The 23,359-nt window shown below is 74.1% G+C and carries 23 protein-coding genes; 2 read left to right on the top strand and 21 right to left on the bottom strand.

Annotation, left to right across the window (positions count from 1 at the left end):
• Nucleotides 1-49 precede the first annotated feature (49 nt).
• The 21 genes from C5507_RS08560 to C5507_RS08460 all read right to left on the bottom strand — a co-directional run bounded on the left by C5507_RS08560 (nucleotide 50) and on the right by C5507_RS08460 (nucleotide 20,801).
• Nucleotides 50-2,503, bottom strand: a complete 2,454-nt coding sequence (locus tag C5507_RS08560; RefSeq protein WP_104528111.1) for a RelA/SpoT family protein — start codon at nucleotides 2,501-2,503, stop codon at nucleotides 50-52.
• Between the two features lie 93 nt (nucleotides 2,504-2,596).
• On the bottom strand, nucleotides 2,597-3,181 hold the full coding sequence (locus C5507_RS08555; protein ID WP_104528110.1) for an adenine phosphoribosyltransferase: 585 nt from the start codon (nucleotides 3,179-3,181) through the stop codon (nucleotides 2,597-2,599).
• Complete coding sequence (secF, locus tag C5507_RS08550; RefSeq protein ID WP_104528109.1) at nucleotides 3,178-4,506, bottom strand: protein translocase subunit SecF; 1,329 nt, start codon at nucleotides 4,504-4,506, stop codon at nucleotides 3,178-3,180. The genes C5507_RS08555 and secF overlap by 4 nt, the downstream gene beginning before the upstream one ends.
• Complete coding sequence (gene secD / locus C5507_RS08545; protein ID WP_104528108.1) at nucleotides 4,503-6,161, bottom strand: protein translocase subunit SecD; 1,659 nt, start codon at nucleotides 6,159-6,161, stop codon at nucleotides 4,503-4,505. The genes secF and secD overlap by 4 nt, the downstream gene beginning before the upstream one ends.
• 14 nt (nucleotides 6,162-6,175) lie before the next feature.
• Nucleotides 6,176-6,490: a preprotein translocase subunit YajC gene (gene yajC, locus C5507_RS08540; RefSeq protein ID WP_104528107.1), complete on the bottom strand. Its 315-nt coding sequence runs from the start codon at nucleotides 6,488-6,490 to the stop codon at nucleotides 6,176-6,178.
• 148 nt (nucleotides 6,491-6,638) lie between these two features.
• Nucleotides 6,639-7,775 carry a Holliday junction branch migration DNA helicase RuvB gene (gene ruvB, locus C5507_RS08535; RefSeq protein ID WP_207225684.1) on the bottom strand — a complete coding sequence of 379 codons (1,137 nt, stop codon included), beginning with the start codon at nucleotides 7,773-7,775 and terminating at the stop codon, nucleotides 6,639-6,641.
• Complete coding sequence (ruvA, locus tag C5507_RS08530; RefSeq protein WP_104528106.1) at nucleotides 7,772-8,404, bottom strand: Holliday junction branch migration protein RuvA; 633 nt, start codon at nucleotides 8,402-8,404, stop codon at nucleotides 7,772-7,774. The genes ruvB and ruvA overlap by 4 nt, the downstream gene beginning before the upstream one ends.
• On the bottom strand, nucleotides 8,401-8,970 hold the full coding sequence (ruvC, locus tag C5507_RS08525; RefSeq protein ID WP_104528105.1) for a crossover junction endodeoxyribonuclease RuvC: 570 nt from the start codon (nucleotides 8,968-8,970) through the stop codon (nucleotides 8,401-8,403). The genes ruvA and ruvC overlap by 4 nt, the downstream gene beginning before the upstream one ends.
• A gap of 141 nt (nucleotides 8,971-9,111) precedes the next feature.
• Complete coding sequence (locus tag C5507_RS08520) at nucleotides 9,112-9,870, bottom strand: YebC/PmpR family DNA-binding transcriptional regulator (protein ID WP_104528104.1); 759 nt, start codon at nucleotides 9,868-9,870, stop codon at nucleotides 9,112-9,114.
• A 76-nt stretch (nucleotides 9,871-9,946) separates the two neighbouring features.
• Nucleotides 9,947-10,612, bottom strand: a complete 666-nt coding sequence (gene pdxT, locus C5507_RS08515) for a pyridoxal 5'-phosphate synthase glutaminase subunit PdxT (protein WP_242610996.1) — start codon at nucleotides 10,610-10,612, stop codon at nucleotides 9,947-9,949.
• Nucleotides 10,609-11,724 carry a heparan-alpha-glucosaminide N-acetyltransferase domain-containing protein gene (locus tag C5507_RS23080; protein WP_104528102.1) on the bottom strand — a complete coding sequence of 372 codons (1,116 nt, stop codon included), beginning with the start codon at nucleotides 11,722-11,724 and terminating at the stop codon, nucleotides 10,609-10,611. The genes pdxT and C5507_RS23080 overlap by 4 nt, the downstream gene beginning before the upstream one ends.
• Nucleotides 11,721-12,629, bottom strand: a complete 909-nt coding sequence (pdxS, locus tag C5507_RS08505) for a pyridoxal 5'-phosphate synthase lyase subunit PdxS (RefSeq protein ID WP_104528101.1) — start codon at nucleotides 12,627-12,629, stop codon at nucleotides 11,721-11,723. The genes C5507_RS23080 and pdxS overlap by 4 nt, the downstream gene beginning before the upstream one ends.
• A gap of 48 nt (nucleotides 12,630-12,677) precedes the next feature.
• Nucleotides 12,678-13,226 carry a LemA family protein gene (locus tag C5507_RS08500; RefSeq protein ID WP_104528100.1) on the bottom strand — a complete coding sequence of 183 codons (549 nt, stop codon included), beginning with the start codon at nucleotides 13,224-13,226 and terminating at the stop codon, nucleotides 12,678-12,680.
• An 11-nt stretch (nucleotides 13,227-13,237) separates the two neighbouring features.
• Nucleotides 13,238-14,449, bottom strand: coding sequence for a glycosyltransferase family 4 protein (locus C5507_RS08495; protein WP_104528099.1), 1,212 nt, complete (start codon nucleotides 14,447-14,449; stop codon nucleotides 13,238-13,240).
• Nucleotides 14,449-15,387, bottom strand: coding sequence for a phosphatidylinositol mannoside acyltransferase (locus tag C5507_RS08490; RefSeq protein WP_104528098.1), 939 nt, complete (start codon nucleotides 15,385-15,387; stop codon nucleotides 14,449-14,451). The genes C5507_RS08495 and C5507_RS08490 overlap by 1 nt, the downstream gene beginning before the upstream one ends.
• Nucleotides 15,384-16,001 carry a phosphatidylinositol phosphate synthase gene (pgsA, locus tag C5507_RS08485; protein ID WP_104528097.1) on the bottom strand — a complete coding sequence of 206 codons (618 nt, stop codon included), beginning with the start codon at nucleotides 15,999-16,001 and terminating at the stop codon, nucleotides 15,384-15,386. The genes C5507_RS08490 and pgsA overlap by 4 nt, the downstream gene beginning before the upstream one ends.
• A complete protein-coding gene (locus C5507_RS08480) occupies nucleotides 16,002-16,580 on the bottom strand; it encodes an HIT family protein (RefSeq protein ID WP_104528096.1) in 579 nt (192 codons plus the stop codon).
• The gene (gene thrS, locus C5507_RS08475; protein ID WP_104528095.1) at nucleotides 16,577-18,616 is read right to left on the bottom strand and encodes a threonine--tRNA ligase; all 2,040 of its coding nucleotides are present in this window, start codon (nucleotides 18,614-18,616) and stop codon (nucleotides 16,577-16,579) included. Before thrS ends, C5507_RS08480 begins: the two co-directional genes overlap by 4 nt.
• 99 nt (nucleotides 18,617-18,715) lie before the next feature.
• Nucleotides 18,716-19,825 (bottom strand): CapA family protein, encoded by a 1,110-nt coding sequence (locus tag C5507_RS08470; protein WP_104528094.1) that lies wholly within the window; start codon nucleotides 19,823-19,825, stop codon nucleotides 18,716-18,718.
• Between the two features lie 9 nt (nucleotides 19,826-19,834).
• Entirely contained in the window at nucleotides 19,835-20,392 is a 558-nt protein-coding gene (locus C5507_RS08465) for an MOSC N-terminal beta barrel domain-containing protein (RefSeq protein ID WP_104528093.1), read from the bottom strand.
• Nucleotides 20,393-20,402: 10 nt separating this feature from the next.
• The gene (locus C5507_RS08460; protein WP_242610995.1) at nucleotides 20,403-20,801 is read right to left on the bottom strand and encodes an HNH endonuclease; all 399 of its coding nucleotides are present in this window, start codon (nucleotides 20,799-20,801) and stop codon (nucleotides 20,403-20,405) included.
• Between the two features lie 212 nt (nucleotides 20,802-21,013).
• Here C5507_RS08460 and C5507_RS08455 point away from each other — a divergent pair, with 212 nt between their 5' ends.
• A complete protein-coding gene (locus tag C5507_RS08455; RefSeq protein ID WP_130504182.1) occupies nucleotides 21,014-21,838 on the top strand; it encodes a hypothetical protein in 825 nt (274 codons plus the stop codon).
• Nucleotides 21,835-23,217: a multicopper oxidase family protein gene (locus tag C5507_RS08450; protein ID WP_104528090.1), complete on the top strand. Its 1,383-nt coding sequence runs from the start codon at nucleotides 21,835-21,837 to the stop codon at nucleotides 23,215-23,217. Before C5507_RS08455 ends, C5507_RS08450 begins: the two co-directional genes overlap by 4 nt.
• The last annotated feature ends 142 nt before the right edge of the window (nucleotides 23,218-23,359 follow it).

Below are 23,359 nucleotides of genomic sequence, written 5' to 3'. Positions count from 1 at the left end.
TGCTCGCGCCGAGAGCGCCGGTGCCCACGCGGCACCGGCGCTCTCGGCGTCAGGCCGTGACTCGCTCGACGTCGAAGACGCCCTCGACGTTGCGCACCGTCTGCAGCACCGCGCCGAGGTGCGCCGGGTCGGCGAGCTCGAAGGTGAACCGGCTGATGGCCACGCGGTCGCGGCTGGTCTGCACCGAGGCCGACAGGATGTTGACCCGCTCGTCGGCCAGCGCCTTGGTGACGTCGGACAGCAGCCGGTGCCGGTCCAGCGCCTCGACCTGGATCGCCACGAGGAACACCGAACCGGGCGACGACGCCCACTCGACCTCGACCAGACGTTCAGGCTTGGTCTGCAGGTCCGCGGCGTTGGTGCAGTCGGTGCGGTGCACGCTGACGCCGCCGCCGCGGGTGACGAAGCCGAGGACCGAGTCGCCCGGCACCGGCGTGCAGCACTTGGCCAGCTTCGCCCAGACGTCGCTCATCCCGTGGACGATGATCCCCGGGTCGCCGCTGGCCGACCGGCGCGGGGCCGGGCGCCGGGTGGGGATCGCGGTCTCGGCGATGTCCTCGGCCGCGCCCTCGCTGCCGCCCAGGGCGACCATGAGCTTCTCGACCACCGACGTCGCGGACAGCTGGTTCTCCCCCACCGCCGCGTACAGCGCGGTGACGTCGGCGAAGCGCAGGTCCTTGGCCAGCGTCGAGAGCGCCTCGCCGCCCAGCAGCCGCTGCAGCGGCAGGCCGGCCTTGCGCATGGCGCGGGTCAGGGCCTCCTTGCCGGCCTCGACGGCGTCCTCGCGGCGCTCCTTGGTGAACCACTGGCGGATCTTCGTGCGGGCCCGCGAGGAACCTACGAACGTCAGCCAGTCCTTGGACGGCGCGGCGTTGGGCGACTTGGAGGTGAAGATCTCCACCACGTCGCCGTTGGTGAGCTTGCTGTCCAGCGACACCAGCGAGCCGTTCACCCGGGCGCCGATGGTGCGGTAGCCGACCTCGGTGTGCACCGCGAACGCGAAGTCGACCGGCGTCGCCTCGCCGGGCAGGCTGACGACGTCGCCCTTCGGCGTGAAGACGAAGACCTCCTGCGGCCCGAGGTCGTAGCGCAGCGTCTCGAGGAACTCGCCGGGCTCCTGGGCCTCGCGCTGCCAGTCCAGCAGCTGGCGCAGCCACAGCATGTCGTCGGGCGAGCCGGCCTTGGGCGGGGCCCCGAACTCGCCGGCGCTGGGCTTGCCACCGGCCCGCGCCTTCTCCTTGTACTTCCAGTGCGCGGCGATGCCGTACTCGGCCGTCCGGTGCATGTCGTGCGTGCGGATCTGCAGCTCGACCGGCTTGCCCTGCGGGCCGATCACCGTCGTGTGCAGCGACTGGTACATGTTGAACTTCGGCATGGCCACGAAGTCCTTGAAGCGGCCGGGCACCGGCTGCCAGTGCGCGTGCATGATGCCGAGCGCGGCGTAGCAGTCGCGCACCGAGTCGACCAGGATCCGGATGCCGACGAGGTCCCAGATGTCGGTGAAGTCGCGGCCGCGCACGATCATCTTCTGGTAGATCGAGTAGTAGTGCTTGGGCCGGCCGGAGACGACGGCGTCGATCTTGGCGGCCTTGAGCTGCTCGTTGACCGTCGAGGTGACCTCGGCCAGGTAGGTGTCGCGCGACGGGGCGCGCTCGGCGACCAGCCGAACGATCTCGTCGTAACGCTTGGGGTACAGCGTGGCGAACGCGAGGTCCTCCAGCTCCCACTTGATCGTGTTCATACCCAGCCGGTGGGCCAGCGGGGCGAGGATCTCCAGCGTCTCGCGCGCCTTCTTCTCCTGCTTCTCGGGCGGGAGGAAGCGCAGCGTGCGCATGTTGTGCAGCCGGTCGGCGAGCTTGATGACCAGCACCCGCGGGTCCCGGGACATCGCCACGATCATCTTGCGGATCGTCTCGGCCTGGGCGGCGTCACCCAGCTTCACCTTGTCGATCTTGGTGACGCCGTCGACGAGGTGCGCCACCTCGGACCCGAAGTCGGTGGTGATGGTCTCCAGCGTGACGCCGGTGTCCTCGACGGTGTCGTGCAGCAGCGCCGCGATCAACGTCGTGGTGTCCATGCCGAGACCGGCGAGGATGGTGGCCACGGCCAGCGGGTGCGTGATGTACGGGTCGCCGCTCTTGCGCTTCTGCGACGCGTGCGCAGCCTCGGCGACGTCGTAGGCGCGCTGCAGCAGCGCGAGGTCGGCCTTCGGGTGGCTCTGCCGGTGCAGCACCGCCAGCGGCTCGAGCACCGGGCGGACCAGCGTGCTGCGCTGACCGGCCACGATCCGGCGGGCCAGCCGGTCCCGCACGCGGCGACGCGGCGCTCCGGAGTCCGGATCGACCGGCTCGGCGCCGACGTCGTCCGGACGGCGCACCAGCGGACGCTCCGGAAGCGGGCTGCGCACCGGCGCCTCGGCCGGTGGGCCCGGGACGGTCCCCTGGTCCGCGACGGCCGGGCCGGGCCGCGCGGGAGCCGCGTCAGCGGCTACTTCGGAGGCCACGGCTGCTCCTGCAGGCTCGAGGAGTGGGGACCCTCCCCATGCTAGCGGGCAGGTGCGCGCGCCCGCCCCGTCCGCAGCCCGCGTCTCCCTCGGTCAGGTGGTCCAGAGCGCGTGCACCGTGTGCGGGGCCAGCCGCTGCCGGCCGGCCAGCGCGGACAGCTCCACGACCACCGCCACCGCGGACACCACCCCGCCCAGCTGCTCCACCAGCGTGACCGCGGCGGCCAGCGTGCCGCCGGTGGCCAGCACGTCGTCGACGACGAGCACCCGCTGGCCGGGGCGGATCGAGTCGGCGTGCAGCTCGAGGGTGGCGGTGCCGTACTCCAGGGCGTAGTCGGCGGCGATCCGCTCGCGCGGCAGCTTGCCGGCCTTGCGGACCGGGACCACACCGACGCCGGTGTGCAGGGCGACCCCGGCGGCCAGCAGGAAGCCCCGCGCCTCCACGCCGACGACGACGTCGAAGGGCCGCTCCCCCGCCCGCGAGTCGGCGAGGGCCGCCGCCCGCGGGTCCGACGCCGACGCCGCGGCGAGCCCCTCCACCACCCGGCGGAACGCCGGGCCGTCGGCGAACACGGGCGTCAGGTCCCGGAACAGCACCCCGGGTTCGGGGTGGTCCGGCACGTCGACGGTGAGCCCGGAGATCAGCTCGTCCAGCCGCTCGGCCACGCTGCCGCTCACCGTCTCCGCTTGCCCGCGGGTCGGTTCTGCCCACCCGGGCGCTGCGGCCGGGCGCCCGGCCGGGGCGCCGCGGTGGCGCCGCGCAGGGTCTCCGGCCGGACGGTGGCCGGGGACTCGACGACGACGTCGGCGTCCACGGTCTCCGGCAGCTCCGCGACCGCGACCGCCCCAGCGGGGCGACGCCGGCGCGCACTGGCGACCGGCCCGGCCGGAGCACCCCCCGTGCGGGCCACGGACGCCCGGCGGGCCAGCACCCGGCGGCGCAGCGCCACCATCTCCGGCTCCCGCTCCTTGAGGTCGGCCACGATCGGCGTCGCCAGGAAGATCGAGGAGTACGTCCCGGCGGCCAGACCGACGAACAGCACCAGCGCGAGGTCCTTGAGCGTGCCGACGCCCAGCAGGCCTGCGCCGACGAAGAGCAGGCCGGCCACCGGCAGCAGCGCGATGACGGAGGTGTTGATCGAGCGCATGAGGGTCTGGTTGACCGCCAGGTTGGCCGCCTCGCCCCAGGTCATGCGGGCGCTCTTCTCCAGGTCCTTGACGTTCTCGTCGACCTTGTCGAAGACGACCACGGTGTCGTAGAGGGAGAAGCCCAGGATGGTGAGGAACCCGATGACCGTCGACGGGGTGACCTCGAAGCCGACCAGCGCGTAGATCCCTGCCGTCACGAGGATGTCGTGCAGCAGGGCGGCCATGGCGCCGATCGCCATCTTGGGCTGGAAGCGGACGGCGAGGAACAGCACCACCGCGACGAGGAACACCGCGAGCGCGACGAGCGCCTGGTCGGTGATGTCGCTGCCCCACTCGGCGCTGACCGACTCGGGGCTCACCTCGTTGGGCGCGATGCCGACGGTGTCGGCCAGCGCCTCCACGACGGCGCGCTCGTCGGCGTTGGCCAGCTGCTCGGTGCGGATCAGCAGCTCGTTGCCGCCGACCACCTGGGCGCTGGCCACCTGGGCACCCGCCTCCTCGGCCGCGGCGCGCGCGTCCTGGAGCTGCTCCGCGGTCCCGGGCAGCCGGAAGCTGTTGCCGCCGGCGAAGTCGATGCCGAAGTTGAAGCCCCGGAAGACCATGGCGAGCAGGCACAGCAGCAGGACCACCGCGGTGATGCGGTAGATGAGCTTGCTGCGACCCACCACGTCCAAGCCGGCCTCGCCGTTGTACAGCCGGTGCGTCAGGCCGCCCCGACCACGCTGCGGCGCCGGCTCGGAACCCCCCTCGGCACCCGGGTCCTGCGGCAGGCCGGCGTCGGCGAGCGCGTCGTCCCCGGACGTGGCCGGCCCCTCCTCCGGCGTCGTCTCCACCGGATCGGTCGGGCGGGTCATGAGCTGCTCCTGTCCTGGCGGCCGGCCCCGGTGGCGGCGGCAGCGCCGACGAGCGCACGGCCGCCGTCCGGCGCCCCGCTCGGGGACCGGCGGGTGTGCTCCACCCGGCCGAGTCCGGAGAAGCGGTTCGTCGAGAAGGACTTGACCCGCGACAGCACCGCCATGAGCGGGTGGGTGAAGAGGAAGACGACGATCAGGTCCAGCACCGTGGACATGCCCAGGGTGAAGGCGAAGCCCTTAACGTCCCCGATCGCGAGCAGGTACAGGATCGCCGCGGCGAGGAAGCTCACCGCGTCCGCCGACAGGATCGTCCGCCGGGCGCGCACCCACGCCCGCGGCACCGCCGACCGCAGCGACCGGCCCTCCCGGATCTCGTCCTTGAGGCGTTCGAAGTAGACGACGAACGAGTCGGCCGTGATGCCGATGGAGACGATGAACCCCGCGATCCCGGCGAGGCTGAGCGTGAAGCCGATCTCCCGGCCGAGCAGCACCAGGCAGCCGTAGACCACCACCGCGGACAGCAGCAGGCTGGCGATCATCACCAAGCCCAGCAGCCGGTAGTAGGCCAGCGCGTAGACGAAGACGAGCGCGATGCCGAGCGCACCGGCGATGAGGCCGGCCTGCATCTGCTCCTCGCCGAGCTCGGTGGAGATGGACTGGGCCGTCGCCTGGGTGAAGGTCAGCGGCAGGGCACCGTACTTCAGCTGGTTGGCCAGCTCGGTGGCCGACTCCTGGTCGAAGCTGCCGCTGATCGTGGTCTGGGTGTTGATGGCGGCCCGGATGACCGGCGCGGAGATCACCCGGCCGTCAAGGGTGAACGCCACGTTCGTGCCGATGTTGCCCGCCGTGTAGTTCGCCCAGGCCTGCCGGCCCGCGGACTGGAAGTCCAGGAGGACGACCCAGCTGCCGTCGGTCGGATCGGTCGCCGCGCTGGCGTCGTCGATCTCGGTGCCCTCGATGATCGTCTGCCCGAGCAGGTACTTCGCGGATCCGTCCTCGCTGCAGGTGGCGACGAAGTCGTCCGACCGGGAGACCTCACCGGTGACGTTCTCCGCCTCGCAGGTCAGCGTCGCGAAGGCGGCAGCCGCCTCCTCCTGGGTGACCAGCGGCGCGTCGGCGTCGGGCAGGGCCGGGTCCTCGACCGCGCCGTCGGTGCCGGTCGGCGCCTCGGCGTCGTCGGTGCTCTCGGCGGCGTCCCCGTCGGTCGCCCCGTCCGCGGTCTCGGGATCGGTCCCCTCGGCGCTCTCGGTCGGCTCGGCGGGCTCCTCGGCGGGCACGGCCGGCTCGGGACCGGCGATGACCGGCCGGAAGCGCAGCTGGGCGGTGGCGCCCAGTTCGCGGGCCTGCTCGCCGTCGTCGCCAGGGACCGAGATCACGATGTTCGCGCTGCCCTCCGTGACCACCTCGGCCTCGGCGACACCCAGGCCGTTGACCCGCTGCTCGATGATCCGTCGGGCCAGCTCCAGGTCCTCCGGAGCTGGGGCCTGGCCGTCGGGGGTGCGCGCGGTCAGGGTCACCGTGGTGCCGCCGCGGAGATCCAGCCCGAGCTGCGGCGTCCGGGTGTCACCGACGAAGAAGACGAGCCCGTAGATCAGGGCGATGATGGCGACGAGCGCGGCGAAGTACCCGCGCGCCGGAGCCGGGCGGTTGGCCACGGACGTCCTCCCGGTCAGACGGTGCCGTCGGCCGGGCGCGCCTGGTCGTCGTCGACCGTCGGCGTCGCGTCGGCCGGGCGGCGGACCTCGAGGATGGCCTGGCGGGCGAAGGTGGCCACGACACCGGGAGCGATCTCCAGGTCGACCGTGGTCTCGTGCAGGCCGGCGACCGTGCCGTGCAGCCCGCTGGTCGTCATGACCGGGGTGCCGACCGTGAGCGAGGCCTGCATCGCGGCGTTCTGCTCCTGGATGCGCTTGCGCTGCCGGGCGGGCAGGACGAACAGCACGACGGCCAGCAGGGCCAGCATGATCAGCGGGAAGTACTCCACGACAGGTGTGCCTCTCTTCCGCGACTGGTGCGTCGCGGTGGGTGCGGTCCGGGACGGATCCGCTCGGGTACTCGATACCGGCGCGCGCGGCGACCAGACGGGACGCGCACGGCCCGGCCTGCGAGTTGCGCGCCAGCGTCTGCGGAGTCTAGGCGTCGAACAGGGGTTCTGACGACGACCCCGGGGCGTGTGGGTCCACTGTGACCCGGCCGAGGGCGACGCCGCCGCGCGGGAGCGGGTACCCGAGGTGCTGCCAGGCGGCCTCGGTGGCGACCCGGCCGCGCGGGGTCCGGGCCAGCAGCCCGGCGCGGACCAGGAACGGCTCGCACACCTCCTCGACGGTGTGCGGCTCCTCCCCCACCGCGACCGCCAGCGTCGCGACGCCCACCGGCCCACCGCCGAACTTCGCGACCAGCGCCTCGAGCACCGCGCGGTCGAGGCGGTCCAGACCCAGGTGGTCGACGTCGTAGAGCGCCAGCGCGGCTTCGGCGACGGCGCGGGTCACCCGGCCGTCCGCCTCGACCTCGGCGTAGTCGCGCACGCGGCGCAGCAGCCGGTTGGCGATGCGCGGTGTGCCCCGCGAGCGGCCGGCGATCTCGGCGGACCCCTCCGGGGTCAGCTCGACGCCCAGGAGCTCGGCGCTGCGGGCGAGAACCAGCTGCAGCTCGGCCGGCTCGTAGAACTCCATCTGGCCGACGAAGCCGAAGCGGTCCCGCAAAGGGCCGGTGAGCAGGCCGGCCCGCGTGGTGGCGCCGACGAGCGTGAACGGGTTGATCTCCAGCGGGATGGCGGTGGCTCCCGGCCCCTTGCCGACGACGACGTCGACCCGGAAGTCCTCCATCGCCATGTACAGCAGCTCTTCGGCCGGCCGGGCGATCCGGTGGATCTCGTCGATGAACAGCACGTCGCCGGAGGCGAGGTTGGAGAGCATGGCGGCGAGGTCACCCGAGCGCTCGATCGCCGGACCGCTGGTGATCTTCACGGAGGTCCCGAGCTCGGAGCCGATGATCAGCGCGAGGCTGGTCTTGCCGAGCCCCGGCGGGCCGGACAGCAGCACGTGGTCGGGGGCGCGGCCGCGCCGCTTGGCCCCCTCGAGCACCAGCGCCAGCTGCCGCGCCACCTTCGGCTGCCCGATGAAGTCGTGCAGCGAGTGCGGACGCAGCGCCGACTCGACGACGCGCTCCTCGTCGCCGGCCTGCGGGGAGACCGCCCACTCCTGGCCGGCGTCGCCGGCCGGCCCGCCGGCCAGCTCGCCGGTCAGCGATCGGTCGAACGGGGCGCTCATGACCGGCCCAGCAGCTGCAGCGCCTGGCGGAGGAGGACCGCGACCTCCACCGAGCCGGTGGCCGCGATCTGCTCGTCGGCGACCGGGGCCAGCTGCGCCAGGGCGGTGTCGGCCTCCTTGGCCGACCAGCCCAGCCCCACCAGCGCGGCGGTGAGCTGGTCGCGCCACGGGGCCACCGGGGTGACGGCGGGCAGGCCGGGCGGCGCGTCCAGCTGGGTGTCGGTGGTGGTGGAGCCGAGCCGGTCGCGCAGCTCCAGGATCAGCCGCTCGGCGCCCTTCTTGCCGATGCCCGGCACCTGCATGAGCGCCTTGACGTCGGCCATCGAGACGGCCCGGCGGACCTCGCGCGGCGGGTGGATGGCCAGCACGGCCTGCGCCAGCCGCGGCCCCACACCGTTCGCGGTCTGCAGCAGCTCGAACAGCTGCCGCTCGTCGTCGTCGGCGAAGCCGTAGAGGGTGAGCGAGTCCTCGCGCACCACCAGGCTGGTGGCCAGCCGGGCGGTCTCCCCCACCTGCAGGCGGGCGATCGTGCCGGGCGTGCACTGCACGGCCAGGCCGATGCCGCCGACCTCCACCACGGCGCCGTCGGGGCCGACCGCGGCGACCCGGCCGTTCACACTGGCGATCATCGGGCCGCCACCCCCTGCCAGCGGGGCAGCGTCCGCTGCACGACCGGGGCGCCGAGGCCACCGGCGAGCGCCGCGGACCGCAGCCGCTGCTGGGCCGGGCCCCGCCACGCGTGGCACACCGCCAGGGCCAGGGCGTCGGCGGCGTCGGCCGGCTTGGGGGCGGCGGCGAGCCCCAGTACGCGGGTGACCATCAGGGTGACCTGCTCCTTGTCCGCGCGACCGTTGCCGGAGATCGCGGCCTTGACCTCGCTGGGCGTGTGCCAGGCGACCGGCCGGTCCGCCTGCGCGGCGGCCAGCGCCGCGACGCCGGCCGCCTGCGCGGTGCCGGTGGCCGTGCCCTTGTTGTTCTGGGTGAACACCCGCTCGATGGCGACGACGTCGGGCCGGTGCTCGCGCAGCAGCGCGGTGACCGCGGTGTGCAGCTCGAGCAGCCGCAGCTCGAGGTCGAGCTCGGGCAGCGTGCGGACGACGCCCACGCCCACCGCCGTCGGGCGGGCGCCGGGGCGACCGTCGACCACTCCCCACCCGCACCGGGTGAGGCCGGGGTCGATGCCGAGCACCCGCATGGTCACGCTCCCGTCAGCCGAACTGGTGTTCGACCGAGGCTAACCGGCACGGGGGATGTCGCCGCGGCAACACGCTGGAACGGCCCCGGTGCAGGGTCCCGCGGCGAGCTCGCGAGCCGTGGGGGGCACCGGGGTCCTTCTTCAGGCGTCGGCGGTGACCTGCTCCATGACCTCGTCGGACACGGCGTAGTTGGCGTACACGTTCTGCACGTCGTCGAGGTCCTCGAGCGCGTCGATCAGCTTGAAGACCTTGGCCGCGCCGTCGGCGTCGAGCTCGACCTGGACGCTGGGCAGAAACCCCATGTCGGCGGAGTCGTACTCGATCCCGGCGTCCTGCAGCGCCGTGCGCACCGCCACCATGTCGCCGGGCTCGCTGACCACCTCGAAGGTGTCGCCCAGGTCGCGGACCTCCTCGGCCCCGGCGTCGAGGACGGCCATCAGCACGTCGTCCTCGGTGTGACCGGCGGCCGGGACCACGACGACGCCCTTGCGGGAGAACAGGTAGGAGACCGAGCCCGGGTCTGCCATGTTCCCGCCGTTGCGGGTCATCGCCGTGCGCACCTCCATCGCCGACCGGTTCTTGTTGTCGGTCAGGCACTCGATGAGCACCGCCACGCCGCCGGGGCCGTAGCCCTCGTAGGTGATGCCCTGGTAGTCCACGCCGCCGGCCTCGAGGCCGCCGCCGCGCTTGACCGCGCGGTCGATGTTGTCGTTGGGCACCGAGCTCTTCTTCGCCTTCTGGACGGCGTCGTAGAGCGTCGGGTTGCCGGACAGGTCGGCGCCGCCGGTGCGGGCCGCGACCTCGATGTTCTTGATCAGCTTGGCGAAGAGCTTGCCGCGCTTGGCGTCGATGCCCGCCTTCTTGTGCTTCGTCGTCGCCCACTTGGAGTGGCCACTCATGAGTTCTCCTCGCTGGCGCTCGTCGCCCGCATGAGCGGCCGCGGCGCTGTGTCCGTTGGTGAACTCGCACGCTCGTTCACGACGACAGTCCCCTCTCGTCCCCGGCGTCGGCGCCGGCCCTCTCCGCCAGGCGACGGCGCACGATGTCGACGAACAGTGCGTGCACCCGGCGGTCCCCGGTCAGCTCGGGGTGGAAGCTGGTGGCCACCACGTTCCTCTGGCGGACCGCGACGATCCTACCGTCGGCCGGACCACCGACGACCCGGCCGAGCACCTCGACGCCGTTCCCGGCGTCCTCCACCCACGGCGCGCGGATGAAGACGGCGGTCAGCGGACCACCGTCCAGACCGGCCAGCTCCACCCGCGACTCGAAGGAGTCGACCTGCCGGCCGAAGGCGTTGCGCCGCACGGTGACGTCCAGTCCCCCGACGGTCGCCTGGTCCGGCGGGGCGTCCAGCAGCCGGTCGGCCAGCAGGATCATCCCGGCGCACGTGCCGTAGGCGGGCAGGCCCGAGCCGACGGCGGCGCGCAGCGGCTCGAGCAGCCCGAACCGGCCGGCGAGCTTGGCCATGGTGGTCGACTCGCCCCCGGGGAGAACGATCCCGTCGACGTCGGCCAGCTCCTCCGGGCGCCGGACGGGACGGGGGTCGGCGCCCTCGGCGCGCAGCGCGGCCACGTGCTCGCGGACGTCGCCCTGCAGCGCCAGCACCCCGATGACGGGACGGTCGGGAGCGGAGGTCACGAGCGAGCACGGTACGTCGGGGACGACGGCGCGACGGCGGCAGCCCGGGTCGAGCTCCACGTGAGCAGCCGTTCCAGCGGTCCGCGGCGCAGCCTCCACCGCCACATCCCGGCGACGGACAGGGCGGTGAGGCAGAACAGCACCCATGCGCCGGTGCCCCGCGCCGCCTGGGGGTCCACCTGCAGCAGCGCCCACAGGACGACGACCTGCGCCGAGTAGACCGACAGCGCCAGCGCCCCCACGGCGCGCAGCGGAGCGGTGGGCAGCGGAAGGAGGTCGGCGGCGACGAGGCCCAGCGCCAGGACGAGCAACGCGAAGCCGGCGGACCCGACCAGCTCGGACGTCGTCCCGCTGTGCGGCTCGGCGCCGGTGAACCAGGCCGCCTGCCACTCCCCCACGGGCGAGGCGAACCCCGCGGCCGGGCCCCGGGACGGTTCCCCGCCGGCGAGGAGCCGGGTGGTGAGCCAGCCGCCGCCGTAGCCGAGCACGGCGGCGACCGCACCGGACGCCGCCAGCCGGGCACGGACGCCGGCTGCCTCCAGGTCCAGCCGTCCGACCCCGAGACCGACGAGCAGGAACGCCAGCCACAGCAGTGCCGGGTAGCTGCCGGTGACCAGCAGCTCGGCCACGTAGTGGGCCTCCGTGTCGGCGACGGACAGCACCTGGCCGAGGAGGGCGTCGAGCGGCGGACCCACCACCGCCAGGGCCCCGGCGAGGAGGAACAGCCGCCGGGGGGACATGCGCAGGAACGGCAGGGCCAGCACGAACAGCACCGCGTAGACGCCGAGGATGATCGCGACGAAGGTGTCCAGCCACTCCAGCACCGCGCCGATCGCGAAGACCCAGGCGGCGCGGACGACGATCCGCAGGCGGGCCTGCACCAGCTCGATCCCGTCTACCGGTCGGGTGCCGCCGGACAGCAGCGCGATCGAGACGCCGGCCAGCGTGGCGAACAGGACCGACGACCGGCCGTCGACCACCGCCGCCCACGTGGACGGGTCGGTCGTCAGCTCGGCGCCGATGTCCAGATGGGCGCCGAACATGCCCAGGACCGCGAGACCGCGGGCCAGGTCGAGCCCGCCGATGCGGTCCCGGCCGGCGGCTCGGCTCACCAGCCCCGGGTGGCGTACCGCTCGCTCTCGGGGAGCGTGGACACGTTGATGCCGACCATGGCCTCGCCCAGACCGCGCGAGACCTTCGCGATGACGTCGGGGTCGTCGAAGAACGTCGTCGCCTGCACGATCGCCGCCGCCCGCTGGGCCGGGTCCCCGGACTTGAAGATGCCCGAGCCCACGAAGACGCCCTGGGCCCCGAGCTGCATCATCATCGCCGCGTCGGCCGGGGTGGCGATGCCGCCCGCGGTGAAGAGGACGACCGGCAGCGCGCCGAGCCGGGCCACCTCGACCACCAGGTCGTGCGGCGCACGCAGCTCCTTGGCCGCGACGTAGAGCTCGGACTCGTCCAGCGTGGCCAGCCGCTTGATGCCGGCCCGCAGCGCACGCATGTGCCGGGTGGCCTCGACCACGTTGCCGGTACCGGCCTCGCCCTTGGAGCGGATCATCGCCGCGCCCTCGGAGATCCGGCGCAGCGCCTCGCCCAGGTCGGTGGCACCGCAGACGAACGGCACCGTGAAGGCGTGCTTGTCGATGTGGTGGGCCTCGTCGGCGGGGCTGAGCACCTCGGACTCGTCGATGTAGTCCACGCCGAGGGACTGCAGGACCTGCGCTTCGACGAAGTGGCCGATGCGGGCCTTGGCCATGACCGGGATGGAGACCGCGTCGATGATGCCCTGGACCATGTCGGGGTCGCTCATGCGCGCGATGCCGCCCTGGGCGCGGATGTCGGCCGGCACGCGCTCCAGCGCCATGACGGCCACCGCGCCGGCGTCCTCGGCGATGCGGGCCTGCTCCGGGGTGACGACGTCCATGATGACGCCGCCCTTGAGCTGCTCGGCCATGCCGCGCTTCACCCGGTCGGTGCCGGTCGCGCCGACGGTCTGCTCGGTGGGAGTGCTCACGGATTCCGCCTCGGGTCGAGAAACGCCTGGGGCGCCACTCTACGGCGTTCAGCGAGCGGGCCGGCCGGCCCCGTCGGCGTCCTTGGTCACGTTCCCGATCCGGTCGTCGATGTCGAAGTACCGCGGCAGCGGGCGCGACCGGTGCAGGCCCAGCCACCGGGGGACGCGGCGGCCGCGCAGCTCCCGGGTGTCGCGGACGGCGTCGTTGTAGAACCGGCGGGCCAGCGCGACCCTCGTCATCGTGCCGTCGAGGTCGGTGCGCAGGGGTGGGGGCACGCCCGGGAGGTCGGCCGGGAGCTCGCGCAGCTCGCGCCCCAGCGCGTTCTCCGCCAGTTCCCGGTCACCGGCCGCCGAGGCCCGCGCACCGGCGGCGGCCGCGGCCAGGCGTGCCCCGGTCTGCTCGCCGAGGGCGGCCGGGTGGTTGCGCGTCAGCTCCTCGGCCAGGCCCACCCGCCGGCGCAGTTGCGCGTCCAGGGCCGCCCAGGCCCGGTCGACCCGCACCGCCAGCCGCCGCAGCCGGGTCAGCGTCCACCCGGTCCAGGCCAGCAGCACCAGGAGGACGCCGGCGGCGAGCAGCACCCACACCTCGGACGTCACGGGGGACGAGGTTAGCGGCGACCCCGCCGGATGCGGGGAGGTCGCGGCGCAGTGCCCGTCGGCGGCACGGCCGGGAAGTCGTCGTCGGGGCCGGCGGTCACCGCGCCGCCGCCGGCGGGCAGGACGGTCTCGTAGACGGCGAGGATGCGGCGGGCCAGGACCTGCCAGTCGTACTGCGCGGCCACCTCCGCGCCCCGGGCGGCGAGCGCGGCGCGGCGGCCGGGGTCGGCCAGCAGGTCGCAGAGCGCCCGGGCCAGCGCCGTCGCGTCGTCGCGGCGCACCAGCACGCCGGCCCTGCCGCCGTCGAGCACCCGGGCGAAGGCGTCGAGGTCGCTGGCCACGACCGGGGCCCCGGCGGCCATGGCCTCGACGAGGATCACGCCGAAGGACTCACCGAGCAGGTTCGGCGCGCAGTAGACGTCCACGGAGCGCAGCAGCGCCGCCTTCTCCGCCTCCGGCACCTCGCCCAGCAACGTCACGGCGCCGCGGAGCTCCTCCCCGACCATCGTCCGCAGCGCGTCGGCGTTCCCGCGACCGGCGATGAGCAGCCGGACGCCCGGGTGCTCCCGGACGACGGTGCGCATGGCCTCCAGCAGCACCGGCAGGCCCTTGCGCGGCTCGTCGAAGCGGCCGACGAACCCGATGGTCGGGCCGTCGGCGCCGCGCGGCCGGCCGGTCAGCGTGGGCCCCTCGGCGAAGAGACCGACGTGCACGCCGTTCGGGATGATCACCGCGTCCCCGCCCAGGTGCTCCACCTGCAGCCGCCGGGCGAAGTCCGACACGGCGATCCGGCCGGCGATGCGCTCCAGCCAGGGCCGCACCATCGGCCCGAGCGCGGCCAGCGCCTTGGACCGGGTGCTCGCCGCGTGGAAGGTGGCCACGATCGGGCCGCGGGCGATCATGCAGACCAGCAGCGACACCGACGGCGACGCCGGCTCGTGCACGTGGACGACGTCGAAGCGGCCGTCGCGCAGCCACCGCCGGACACGCGAGGCCGACACCGGGCCGAACTGGGCGCTGGCCATCGAGCCGTTGTACGGGACCGGCACGGTGCGCCCGGCGAAGGTCGTGAACGGGTCGGTGATCGACTCCTCCCGCTCGGCCGGGGTGAGCACCTCCACGTGGTGGCCCATCCGGCGCAGCGTCTCGGCCAGGTCGCGCACGTGGTACTGGACGCCCCCGGGGACGTCCCACCGGTACGGCGAGACCAGGCCGATGCGCATCAGGCCGGCTCCCTCTGCGGGGACCGGGGCGCGTCGGCCCCGACGTCGGGCCAGACGCGGCCGAGCATGTGCCAGTCCTCCGGCGCCTGCGCGATGCCGGCGGTGAACGCGTCGGCCACCTGCTGCATCGCGGCGGCGACGGCGGTCCGCGACGCGTCGGCGACCGGCACCTCCGGGTACACCCGGTGCCGCCAGCCCGGCCCGTCGAACCGGCTCACGACCGGGTGCAGCGCCGCGCCGGTCTCCGCGGCCAGCGCCGCCGCGCCGCCGGGCATCGTCGCCGGGCGGTCGAAGAACCGCACCGGCACACCGCCGGCGCCGAGGTTGCGGTCGACCAGCAGGCACGCCGAGCCCCCGGCCGCCAGCCACTCCCTGAGCACCTCGGCGCTCGGCCGCGGCCCGCCGGTCAGCGGGACGACCCGGAAACCCAGGGACTCGCGGTAGTCGAGGAAGCGCCGGTAGAGCGACTCCGGCCGCAGCCGCTCGGCGACGGTCATGAACGGGCCGTCGAGCCAGTCGACGAACCACACCCCGGCGGCGTCCCAGTTCCCGCTGTGCGGGAGGGCGATGATCACACCGCGCCCCTCGTCCCGGGCCTTCCGCAGGTGCTCGACGCCGTCCACCGTGGTGCCGGCCAGGATCCGCCGGGTGCCGAGGGTGGGCAGCCGGAACGCCTCCTGCCAGTACCTGGCGTAGGACCGCATGGCGCGGCGGGTCAGCTCGTCGAGCTCCGGCTCGGACAGCGCCCCGCCGGTGACGACGCGCAGGTTCGCCCGCAGCCGGCGGACGCCGGCGCCGTCCCGCCCGGCCGCCCACTCGCCCGCGCGGTCGAACAGGCCGCGCGCCACCGGCTCGGGCAGCATCCGCACCGCCCGCCAGCCCGCGGCGTAACCGCTGTCGGTCAGCCGGGCGAGCACCCGCTCCCGGGCGCCGCTCACGACGGGATCCGCGCGTTCGCGGCGGCCCGCTTCACCGCCAGGACCCGCTGGGCCACCGTGACCGCGCTGCCGACCAGCAGCACCCACAGCGCGACGTCGACGGCGTACGGGATGCCCAGGCCGGTGAAGCCGGTGCCGACCAGCACCAAGATCAGCCGCTCGGTGCGCTCGACCACGCCCACGTCGCAGGCCAGACCCATGCCCTCGGCGCGCGCCTTGATGTAGGAGGTGAGCACGCCCAGCACGAGGCAGAGCAGGGCGAGGAGGACCAGCAGCCGGTCGTCGCCCGCGCCGGAGTACCACCAGATCAGCGCGCCGAAGATGGCGGCGTCGGCGGCGCGGTCGCCGGTGGAGTCCAGCACCGCGCCGAACACCGAGCCGCCGCCCCGCAGCCGGGCCAGCGCACCGTCGAGCATGTCGAGCAGCACGAACACCGTGACGGCGAACGCCCCCCAGAACAGCTGACCGGTGGCGATGAGCCCCGCGGCAGAGGCGACGGCGCCGACCGTGCCGGTGATCGTCACCATGTCCGGCGTGACGCCGACCCGCGCGAGCCGGGCGGCGAGCGGGTTCACGACCTTGGCCACCAGCGGGCGGGCGTTGACGCCGAGCACTCAGGCCTCCGCGCGGGTGGAGGGGTGGGTGGTGGGAGCCGCGGGCACGGCGTGGTCGGGCCACGCAGCGGCGAGCAGGTCCCGCGTCTCGCGCAGCACCTGCGGGAGCACGCGGGTCAGCCCGACCACCGGCATGAAGTTGGTGTCCCCGCCCCACCGCGGCACCGTGTGCTGGTGCAGGTGGTCGGCGATGCCCGCACCGGCCACCGATCCCTGGTTCATGCCGATGTTGAAGCCGTGCGCGCCGGCGACCGCGCGGATGGTGCGCATCGCGGTCTGGGTGAAGTCGCCCAGCTCGGCGACCTCCTCGGCCGTCAGGTCGGTGTAGTCGGGCACGTGCCGGTACGGCACCACCATCAGGTGCCCGGCGTTGTACGGGTAGAGGTTGAGGACGGCGAACACCGTCGACCCGCGGGCCACGATCAGCCCCTCGTCGTCGGGCATCGTCGGGATGACGCAGAACGGGCAGTCGTGGGCGCCGGTGGGCTTGCCCTCGCCGCGGATGTAGGCCATCCGGTAGGGCGTCCAGAGGTGCTCGAAGGGCTGCCCGGTCGGCAGATCCGACCCCGGCTCGGTCATCCGCTGGTCTCCGCCGTCGGGTCGGCGTTGTTGCGCACCGCCACCCAGGCCGCGATCTCCTCGACCGCGTCGGCGACCGGCACGCCGTTGCGCTGGCTGCCGTCGCGGAACCGGAAGGAGACCGCACCCGCCGCGGCGTCGGTGGCGCCGGCGATCAGGACGAACGGCACCTTCTGCTTGCTGGCGGTCCGGATCTTCTTCTGCATGCGGTCGTCGGAGTCGTCGAGCTCGAAGCGCAGCCCGCGCTGCCGCAGCCGCAGGCCGAGGTCGCGCAGGTAGGGCACCTGCTCGTCGGTCACCGGGATGCCCACGGCCTGGACCGGCGCGAGCCAGGCCGGGAACGCGCCGGCGTAGTGCTCGGTGAGGACGCCGAAGAACCGCTCCAGGGAGCCGAACTTCGCCGAGTGGATCATCACCGGCTGCTGCCGGGTGCCGTCGGCGGCGCTGAACTCCAGGCCGAACCGGGCGGGCTGGTTGAAGTCGTACTGGATGGTCGACATCTGCCAGGTCCGGCCGATGGCGTCGCGTGCCTGCACGGAGATCTTCGGGCCGTAGAAAGCAGCGCCGCCCGGATCGGGCACCAGCTCGAGCCCGGTCTCCTTCGCCGCCTCCTCGAGGACCGCGGTGGCGACCGCCCACTCCTCCTCGGACCCGATGAACTTGGCCTGCTTCTCCGGGTCGTCCCCGCGGGTGGAGAGCTCGAGGTAGTAGTCGTCCAGGCCGAAGTCGCGCAGCAGCCCGAGCACGAAGTGCAGCAGGTGCCAGATCTCCCCGGGCGCCTGCTCGGGGGTGACGTAGCTGTGCGAGTCGTCCTGGGTCAGGCCGCGGACGCGGGTCAGCCCGTGCACGACGCCGGACTTCTCGTAGCGGTAGACGGTGCCGAACTCGAAGAACCGCAGCGGCAGCTCCCGGTAGGACCGCCCGCGCGACCGGAAGATCAGGTTGTGCATCGGGCAGTTCATAGCCTTGAGGTAGTACTTCGAGTTCTCCAGCTCCATCGCCGGGAACATCGTGTCCTCGTAGTACGGCAGGTGCCCCGAGGTCTCGAACAGTCCGCCCTTGGAGATGTGCGGGCTGCCGACGTAGTCGAAGCCCTCCTCGATGTGCCGGCGGCGGACGTAGTCCTCCATCTCCCGCTTGACCACCCCACCCTTGGGGTGGAACACGACCAGCCCGGACCCGATCTCGTCGGGGAAGCTGAACAGGTCCAGCTCGGCGCCCAGCCGGCGGTGGTCGCGGCGCTCGGCCTCGGCCAGGTGCTCCAGGTACGCCTTGTGCGCGTCCTTGCTCTCCCAGGCGGTGCCGTAGATGCGCTGCAGCTGGGGGTTCTTCTCGCTGCCCCGCCAGTAGGCCGCGGCGCTGCGGGTCAGGGAGAAGGCGGGGATGTTGTTGGTCCGCGGCAGGTGCGGGCCGCGGCACAGGTCGGTCCAGACCCGCTCGCCGCTCCGGGGGTCGAGGTTGTCGTACATGGTCAGCTGCGCACCGCCGACCTCCACGTCGGCGCCCTCGGTGGGGTGGGCCGGGTCGACAGCAGAGCCCTTGAGCCCGATCAGCTCGAGCTTGTACGGCTCGGAGGCGAGCTCGGCCTGGGCGTCGGCGTCGCTGATCTCCCGGCGGGCGAAGTTCTGCCCCGCGCGGACGATCTCGGTCATCTTCTTCTCGAGGGCGGTGAGGTCCTCGGGGGTGAAGGGGCGCTCGGGCTCGAAGTCGTAGTAGAAGCCGTTCTCGACCGGCGGGCCGATGCCCAGCCGGGTGCCCGGGAAGAGCCCCTGGACGGCCTGGGCCAGGACGTGCGCGGTCGAGTGCCGGATGACCGCCCGGCCCTCGGCGCTGGCGGCCGGGACGGGCTCCACCTCGGCGTCGGTGTCCGGGGTCCACGCCAGGTCCTTGAGGTCACCGGAGGCCAGGTCACGGACGACGACGGCGCCGTCGGCACCCTTGAGCGGGATCCCGGCGTCCTTGAGCGCCTGCTGCGCCGTCGTCCCGGCCGGCACCCGGATCGGTGCGACGGCGGTTGGCGAGGGCGGGGTGGACACAGGTACTCCCAGGGGTCGGCGCGACGTCACCGGCGGCCGGGCAGGCCGGTCACCGGCCCTTGAGCCTAGTGCCGTCCCCGCCCCGCGCCCCGCAGCGCGTCACCCGGGGACGACGGCGAGGCCGGCGGCGACCGCGCCGCGCCGGTCGAGCACCTCGGCCACCCGCTGGGCCGTCGCCGGGTCGGCCGGGCGCACGGTCACGGCGTCGCTCCCCAGGTCGATGGTCAGCGGCACCGCCTCGGCCCGCGTCACGGTGAACCCGCCGTCCGGCCCCTCGGTGAAGGTGAACCGCGCGGCGACGGAGTCCTCGGTCGGGTACCCGCGGATGGCGTGCTCGGCGAGGTGGTTGCCGAGGCCGTAGGCCACCCACTCCCCCGCGATCTGCTCGAACGGCTGGACGACGTGGGCGTGGTGCCCGACGACCAGGTCGACGTCGGGCGAGGCGAGCAGCGCCCGCGTGGCGGCCACCTGCGTGTCGGTGGGGTCGTGCCGGTACTCCTGGCAGCAGTGCAGGCTGGCGACGACGATCTGCGCACCGGCCGCCCGCGCCCGCGCGGCGGCCTCGAGCATCGCGTCGACGTCCGGCAGCGCGGCGACGTCCACCGACCACTCCCGGCCCGCGGGCAGCGGGACGCCGTTGAGGCCGAAGGTGCTCGCGACGTGCCCGACGGTCACCCCGGCGACGTCGACGAGCGTGGGCCGCCCGCTCTCCTGCTCGCTGCGGTACGTGCCGGTGTGCGCGATGCCGGCCGCGTCGAGGACGTCGAGGGTCCGGGCGAGCCCGTCGAACCCGGCGTCCAGCGAGTGGTTGGACGCCGTGGAGCAGAGGTCGTACCCCACCCCGGCGAGCGCGTCGACGACCTCCGGCTGGACCTCGAAGCTCGGGTACCCCCGGTAGGGGCCGCCGGGTGCGGCGACCGGGGTCTCCAGGTGGCAGATCGCCAGGTCGGCATCGCCGATCAGGTCGGCGACCGGCGCGAACACGCCGCTGAAGTCGTAGGAGCCGTCCGGCTGCTCGGCACCCGCGGCGAGCGCCCGGTCCTGGTGGACCAGGACGTCGCCGGTGGCCACCAGCGTGATGCTCCGCGGCTCGGCCGCCGGCGTGGACCGGGCACCGGGGACGCCGGCCGGGCTCCAGGGCGTGCCCTCCTCGGCACCGCACGCGGCGACCAGCACCACGGCCGCCCCGACGGCCCAGACGCGACGCACGGCCGCAGGCTAGAGCAGGACGACGTCGCCGACGGCGATCTCACCGGGTTGCCGCACCTCGGCGTAGACGCCCAGGCAGTGCTTGGGCGTGCGGGTGACGTGCAGCTCGGCGTCCCCGATGCGGACCGTGCGGCCGACCCAGGTGCGCTCGTCGTCGTCGGGCAGGTCGAGCAGGACGTTGGCCCGCGGGTCGTCGGCGGAGCAGCCCTCGGGCACGTCGCCCAGTTCCGCCCGGTCGACCGCCTGCCGCGAGACCAGGTGGACCGCCGCGGCGTCGGCCGCCGAGCCACCGGGCGCGGGCTCGACCCGCACGGGCCGGCCGAGCGCCTCGGCCACGGCCCGGCCGTCGGCGTCGGGGTCCCCCGTGGGCCTGAGCCCGGCCAGCCCTGGGGCGTGCCTGCCGCGCAGCACCTCGCCGCTGCCGGCGTCCACGACGGTCCAGGCGCGATCGCCCTCCGGGCCCGCCGGGGTCAGCCGGACCCGGTCCAGCGGCGTGCCTGCCAGGGACTTCACCGGATAGACCCAGATGCGGGCCACCCGGCCCGTCGTCGCGTGCGCTGCCGTCACGAGCGAGACCCTAGGCGGGGACCTCGGCCGCCGGACCGCCCGACCGGCGGAGCCGCCGCAACTGGGCGTCGAGGTAGGGCCGGGCCCGGCGCTGCCCGCCGGTGCGCGCGATCGCCCGGTCGAGCGCCTGCAGACTGCTCGCCAGCCGGGCCGCGTCGGCATGCCAGCCGCGCCGCCGGCACTCCTCCAGCCACTCGACGGGGGTGCGGTGCCCGCGCTCGCCGTTGCAGCGGCCGCACGCCGCGACCTCGTTCTCCAGCCAGGAGGGGCCGCCCTTCACCCGTGGCACGACGTGCTCGGTGGTCGGCCGGACCTGTCCGGAGAAGCCACGCCCGCACCAGATGCAGGTCGGCCCGTCCCGCTCGAGGATCAGCAGCAGCCGGGCCGCACGATCGGGCTGGGCGCTCACCTCCGCCATGGTCCCGCGTTCCGGCGCACCGCGCCGTCCTCGACCCTGCGGACCCGCGTGCCGACCGACCGTGACGGATCGCGGGTCGGGCTCACCCGCCACGACGTCCGCCGCAGCGTGACCAACCACAGAACTCGCTGGTTCGCAACTCTGCACCGTCGACACGATGCGGAACGGTTCGCCGTCCACCGTCAGAGAGGCTGGGATGTCCGATGCACACGACGACGAGGAGCCGGTGGTCGGCGACGGGCACGGCGCTGGTGGTGGCACTGGCCGTCGCCGCCTGCGGCTCCGACGAGGAGCCCGGCGGCGACAGCCAGGCTGCGGCCACCTCCGCCGAGACCTCGGCCGCCGCCGATCCGGCGGAGTTCTGCGAGGCGGCCGTGGACGTGGAGTCGGCCGCCGCCGCCGGCCCACCGATCGACGAGACCACGCCGCCCGCCGAGGCCCAGGCCGCGATGGAGGAGTTCAGCGCACGGCTCGGCCCGCTGCTGGAGCGCGCGCAGGAGACCGCACCCGAGGAGGTCGCCGACGACGTCGCCACCTCGATCGCCACGATGCAGCAGGCGCTCAGCACGGGAGACATGGCCCCGATGGAGGGCGCCGAGTTCATGGCGGCCGACGACGCGATCGACGAGTACATGCTCGCCGAGTGCGGCTACGAGCAGATCGAGGTCACCGGGGTCGACTACGAGTACGAGGGGGTCCCCGATTCGGTGCCCTCCGGCGTCGTGGCCGTCACCTTCCGGAACGAGGGCGAGGAGCTCCACGAGATCGGCATCGTCCGGATCGACGACGACGTCGACATGCCGCTGGCCGAGCTCGCCGCGCTGCCCCCCGAGCAGTCCGAGTCGATGGTCCAGTTCGCCGGCGCCGCCTTCGCCGCCCCCGGCGAGTCCGACACGGTGTTCCTCCGCATGGAGCCGGGGCGCTACGGCGCGGGCTGCTTCGTCCCGCAGGGCACGACCCCTGAGGCCGAGGGCAGCGGACCGCCGCACCTGACCCTCGGGATGCTGGCGGAGTTCCAGGCGGAGTGAGCGGTCTCCGGACGCCGCTGACCCGCCGGGCGTTCCTGGCCGGGTCGGCGGCAGCCGGGCTCGCGCTGGTCCCGGGTTGCGGGGCGCCGGCGCCGGCTGCCGCCCCGGCCCTGCGACTGCGGCCGGCTGCCATGACCCTCGACCTGGCCGGGACGCCGGCGCGCACCTGGGGCTACGGAACGGTCCCCGGCCCGGAGATCCGCCTCCGGGCCGGGGAGGTGCTGCGGGTGCAGGTCGACAACGCACTGCCCGAGGACACGACCGTGCACTGGCACGGCCTCGCCCCACCCAACGCCATGGACGGCGTCCCCGGGGTCACGCAACGTCCGGTGCGACCGGGCGAAGAGTTCCTCTACGAGTTCCCGGCCACGGTGCCCGGGTCGTTCATGTACCACTCCCATGTGGGCATGCAGCTGGACCGCGGGCTGTACGGGCCCCTCGTCGTGGAGCCCCGGGACGAGCCGCTGGCCTACGACCGCGAGTACGTCCTGATGCTGGACGACTGGGCCGACGGCCTGGCGGACCACACCTCCCACAGGGGCGGCGGACGTCCTCCGCCCCCGCCCGTCGACCCGCGCGACGTCGTCTCCTTCGGCGGCCGCACGTACCCGGCGCTGCTGGTGAACGGACGACCGCCGCAGGACCCCGCGGTCCTCGAGGGACGGCCGGGCGACCGGCTGCGGCTGCGCGTCATGAACGTCGCGGCCGACACCGGCTTCCGGTTCGCCGTGGCCGGCCACCGACTGACGGTCACGCACACCGACGGCATGCCCGTCGAGCCGGTTGCCGTGGACACCGTCCGCCTCGGCATGGGTGAGCGGTGCGACGTCCTGGTCCAGCTCGACCGGAGCGGCGGCGCCTGGCAGGTCGCGGCGCAGCCGGAGGGCCGGCCCGGCCTCGGACGGGCGGTGCTCCGCTACACCGGTAGCCCGGTGTCCACCGCTCCCCCACCCGACGCCCGGCCGGCCGAGCTCGACGGCCGCCTCGTCGGCTACGACGAGCTGCTGGCGGTCGACCCCCTCCCCCTGCCGGCCGGCGGCCCGGACCGCGTCTTCGACCTCACGCTGGAGGGCACGGAGATCAGCGGGCAGAGCTATCCGGACGCCGATCCGCTACCGGTCGTGGAGGGCCAACGCGTCCGGCTGACGATGCGCAACACCGGGGCCAAGTGGCATCCGATGCACCTGCACGGCCACCACTTCCAGGTCCTCACCGCGAGCGGCCGCGGACCGGTCAAGGACACCGTCGCGGTCCCCGCGCACGGCGGCGAGGTGACGATCGACTTCCTCGCGACCAACCCCGGGCGGTGGCTGTTCCACTGCCACAACCACCACCACATGGAGGACGGCATGGTGCGGTTGGTCGAGTACCGCCGCTGACGACGGCGCCCCGGCCGGCCGATGAGTTAGGCCTGCCGCCCACGTCACAGCCTCCAGGAGACCGACGCACCCGCACCCCGGGGGCGGGGGCGGGAAGCGGTTCTTCCCCGACGGCGTGCGCCTCGATCTCCACCTGGTCGAG

It is taken from the genome of Blastococcus saxobsidens, from assembly GCF_002938435.1.
In the GTDB taxonomy this organism is placed as follows: Bacteria; Actinomycetota; Actinomycetes; order Mycobacteriales; family Geodermatophilaceae; genus Blastococcus; species Blastococcus saxobsidens.
This window is presented reverse-complemented; position numbering and strand designations above follow the sequence as displayed.

Coding starts and splice junctions, on each gene's coding strand:
- ruvB (WP_207225684.1), bottom strand. CDS start 7,775: ATGAGCGCCCCGTTCGACCGATCGCTGACCGGCGAGCTGGCCGGCGGG.
- ruvC (WP_104528105.1), bottom strand. CDS start 8,970: ATGCGGGTGCTCGGCATCGACCCCGGCCTCACCCGGTGCGGGTGGGGA.
- C5507_RS08520 (WP_104528104.1), bottom strand. CDS start 9,870: ATGAGTGGCCACTCCAAGTGGGCGACGACGAAGCACAAGAAGGCGGGC.
- ruvA (WP_104528106.1), bottom strand. CDS start 8,404: ATGATCGCCAGTGTGAACGGCCGGGTCGCCGCGGTCGGCCCCGACGGC.
- C5507_RS08455 (WP_130504182.1), top strand. CDS start 21,014: ATGCACACGACGACGAGGAGCCGGTGGTCGGCGACGGGCACGGCGCTG.
- secF (WP_104528109.1), bottom strand. CDS start 4,506: ATGACCCGCCCGACCGATCCGGTGGAGACGACGCCGGAGGAGGGGCCG.
- C5507_RS08495 (WP_104528099.1), bottom strand. CDS start 14,449: ATGCGCATCGGCCTGGTCTCGCCGTACCGGTGGGACGTCCCCGGGGGC.
- C5507_RS08480 (WP_104528096.1), bottom strand. CDS start 16,580: ATGACCGAGCCGGGGTCGGATCTGCCGACCGGGCAGCCCTTCGAGCAC.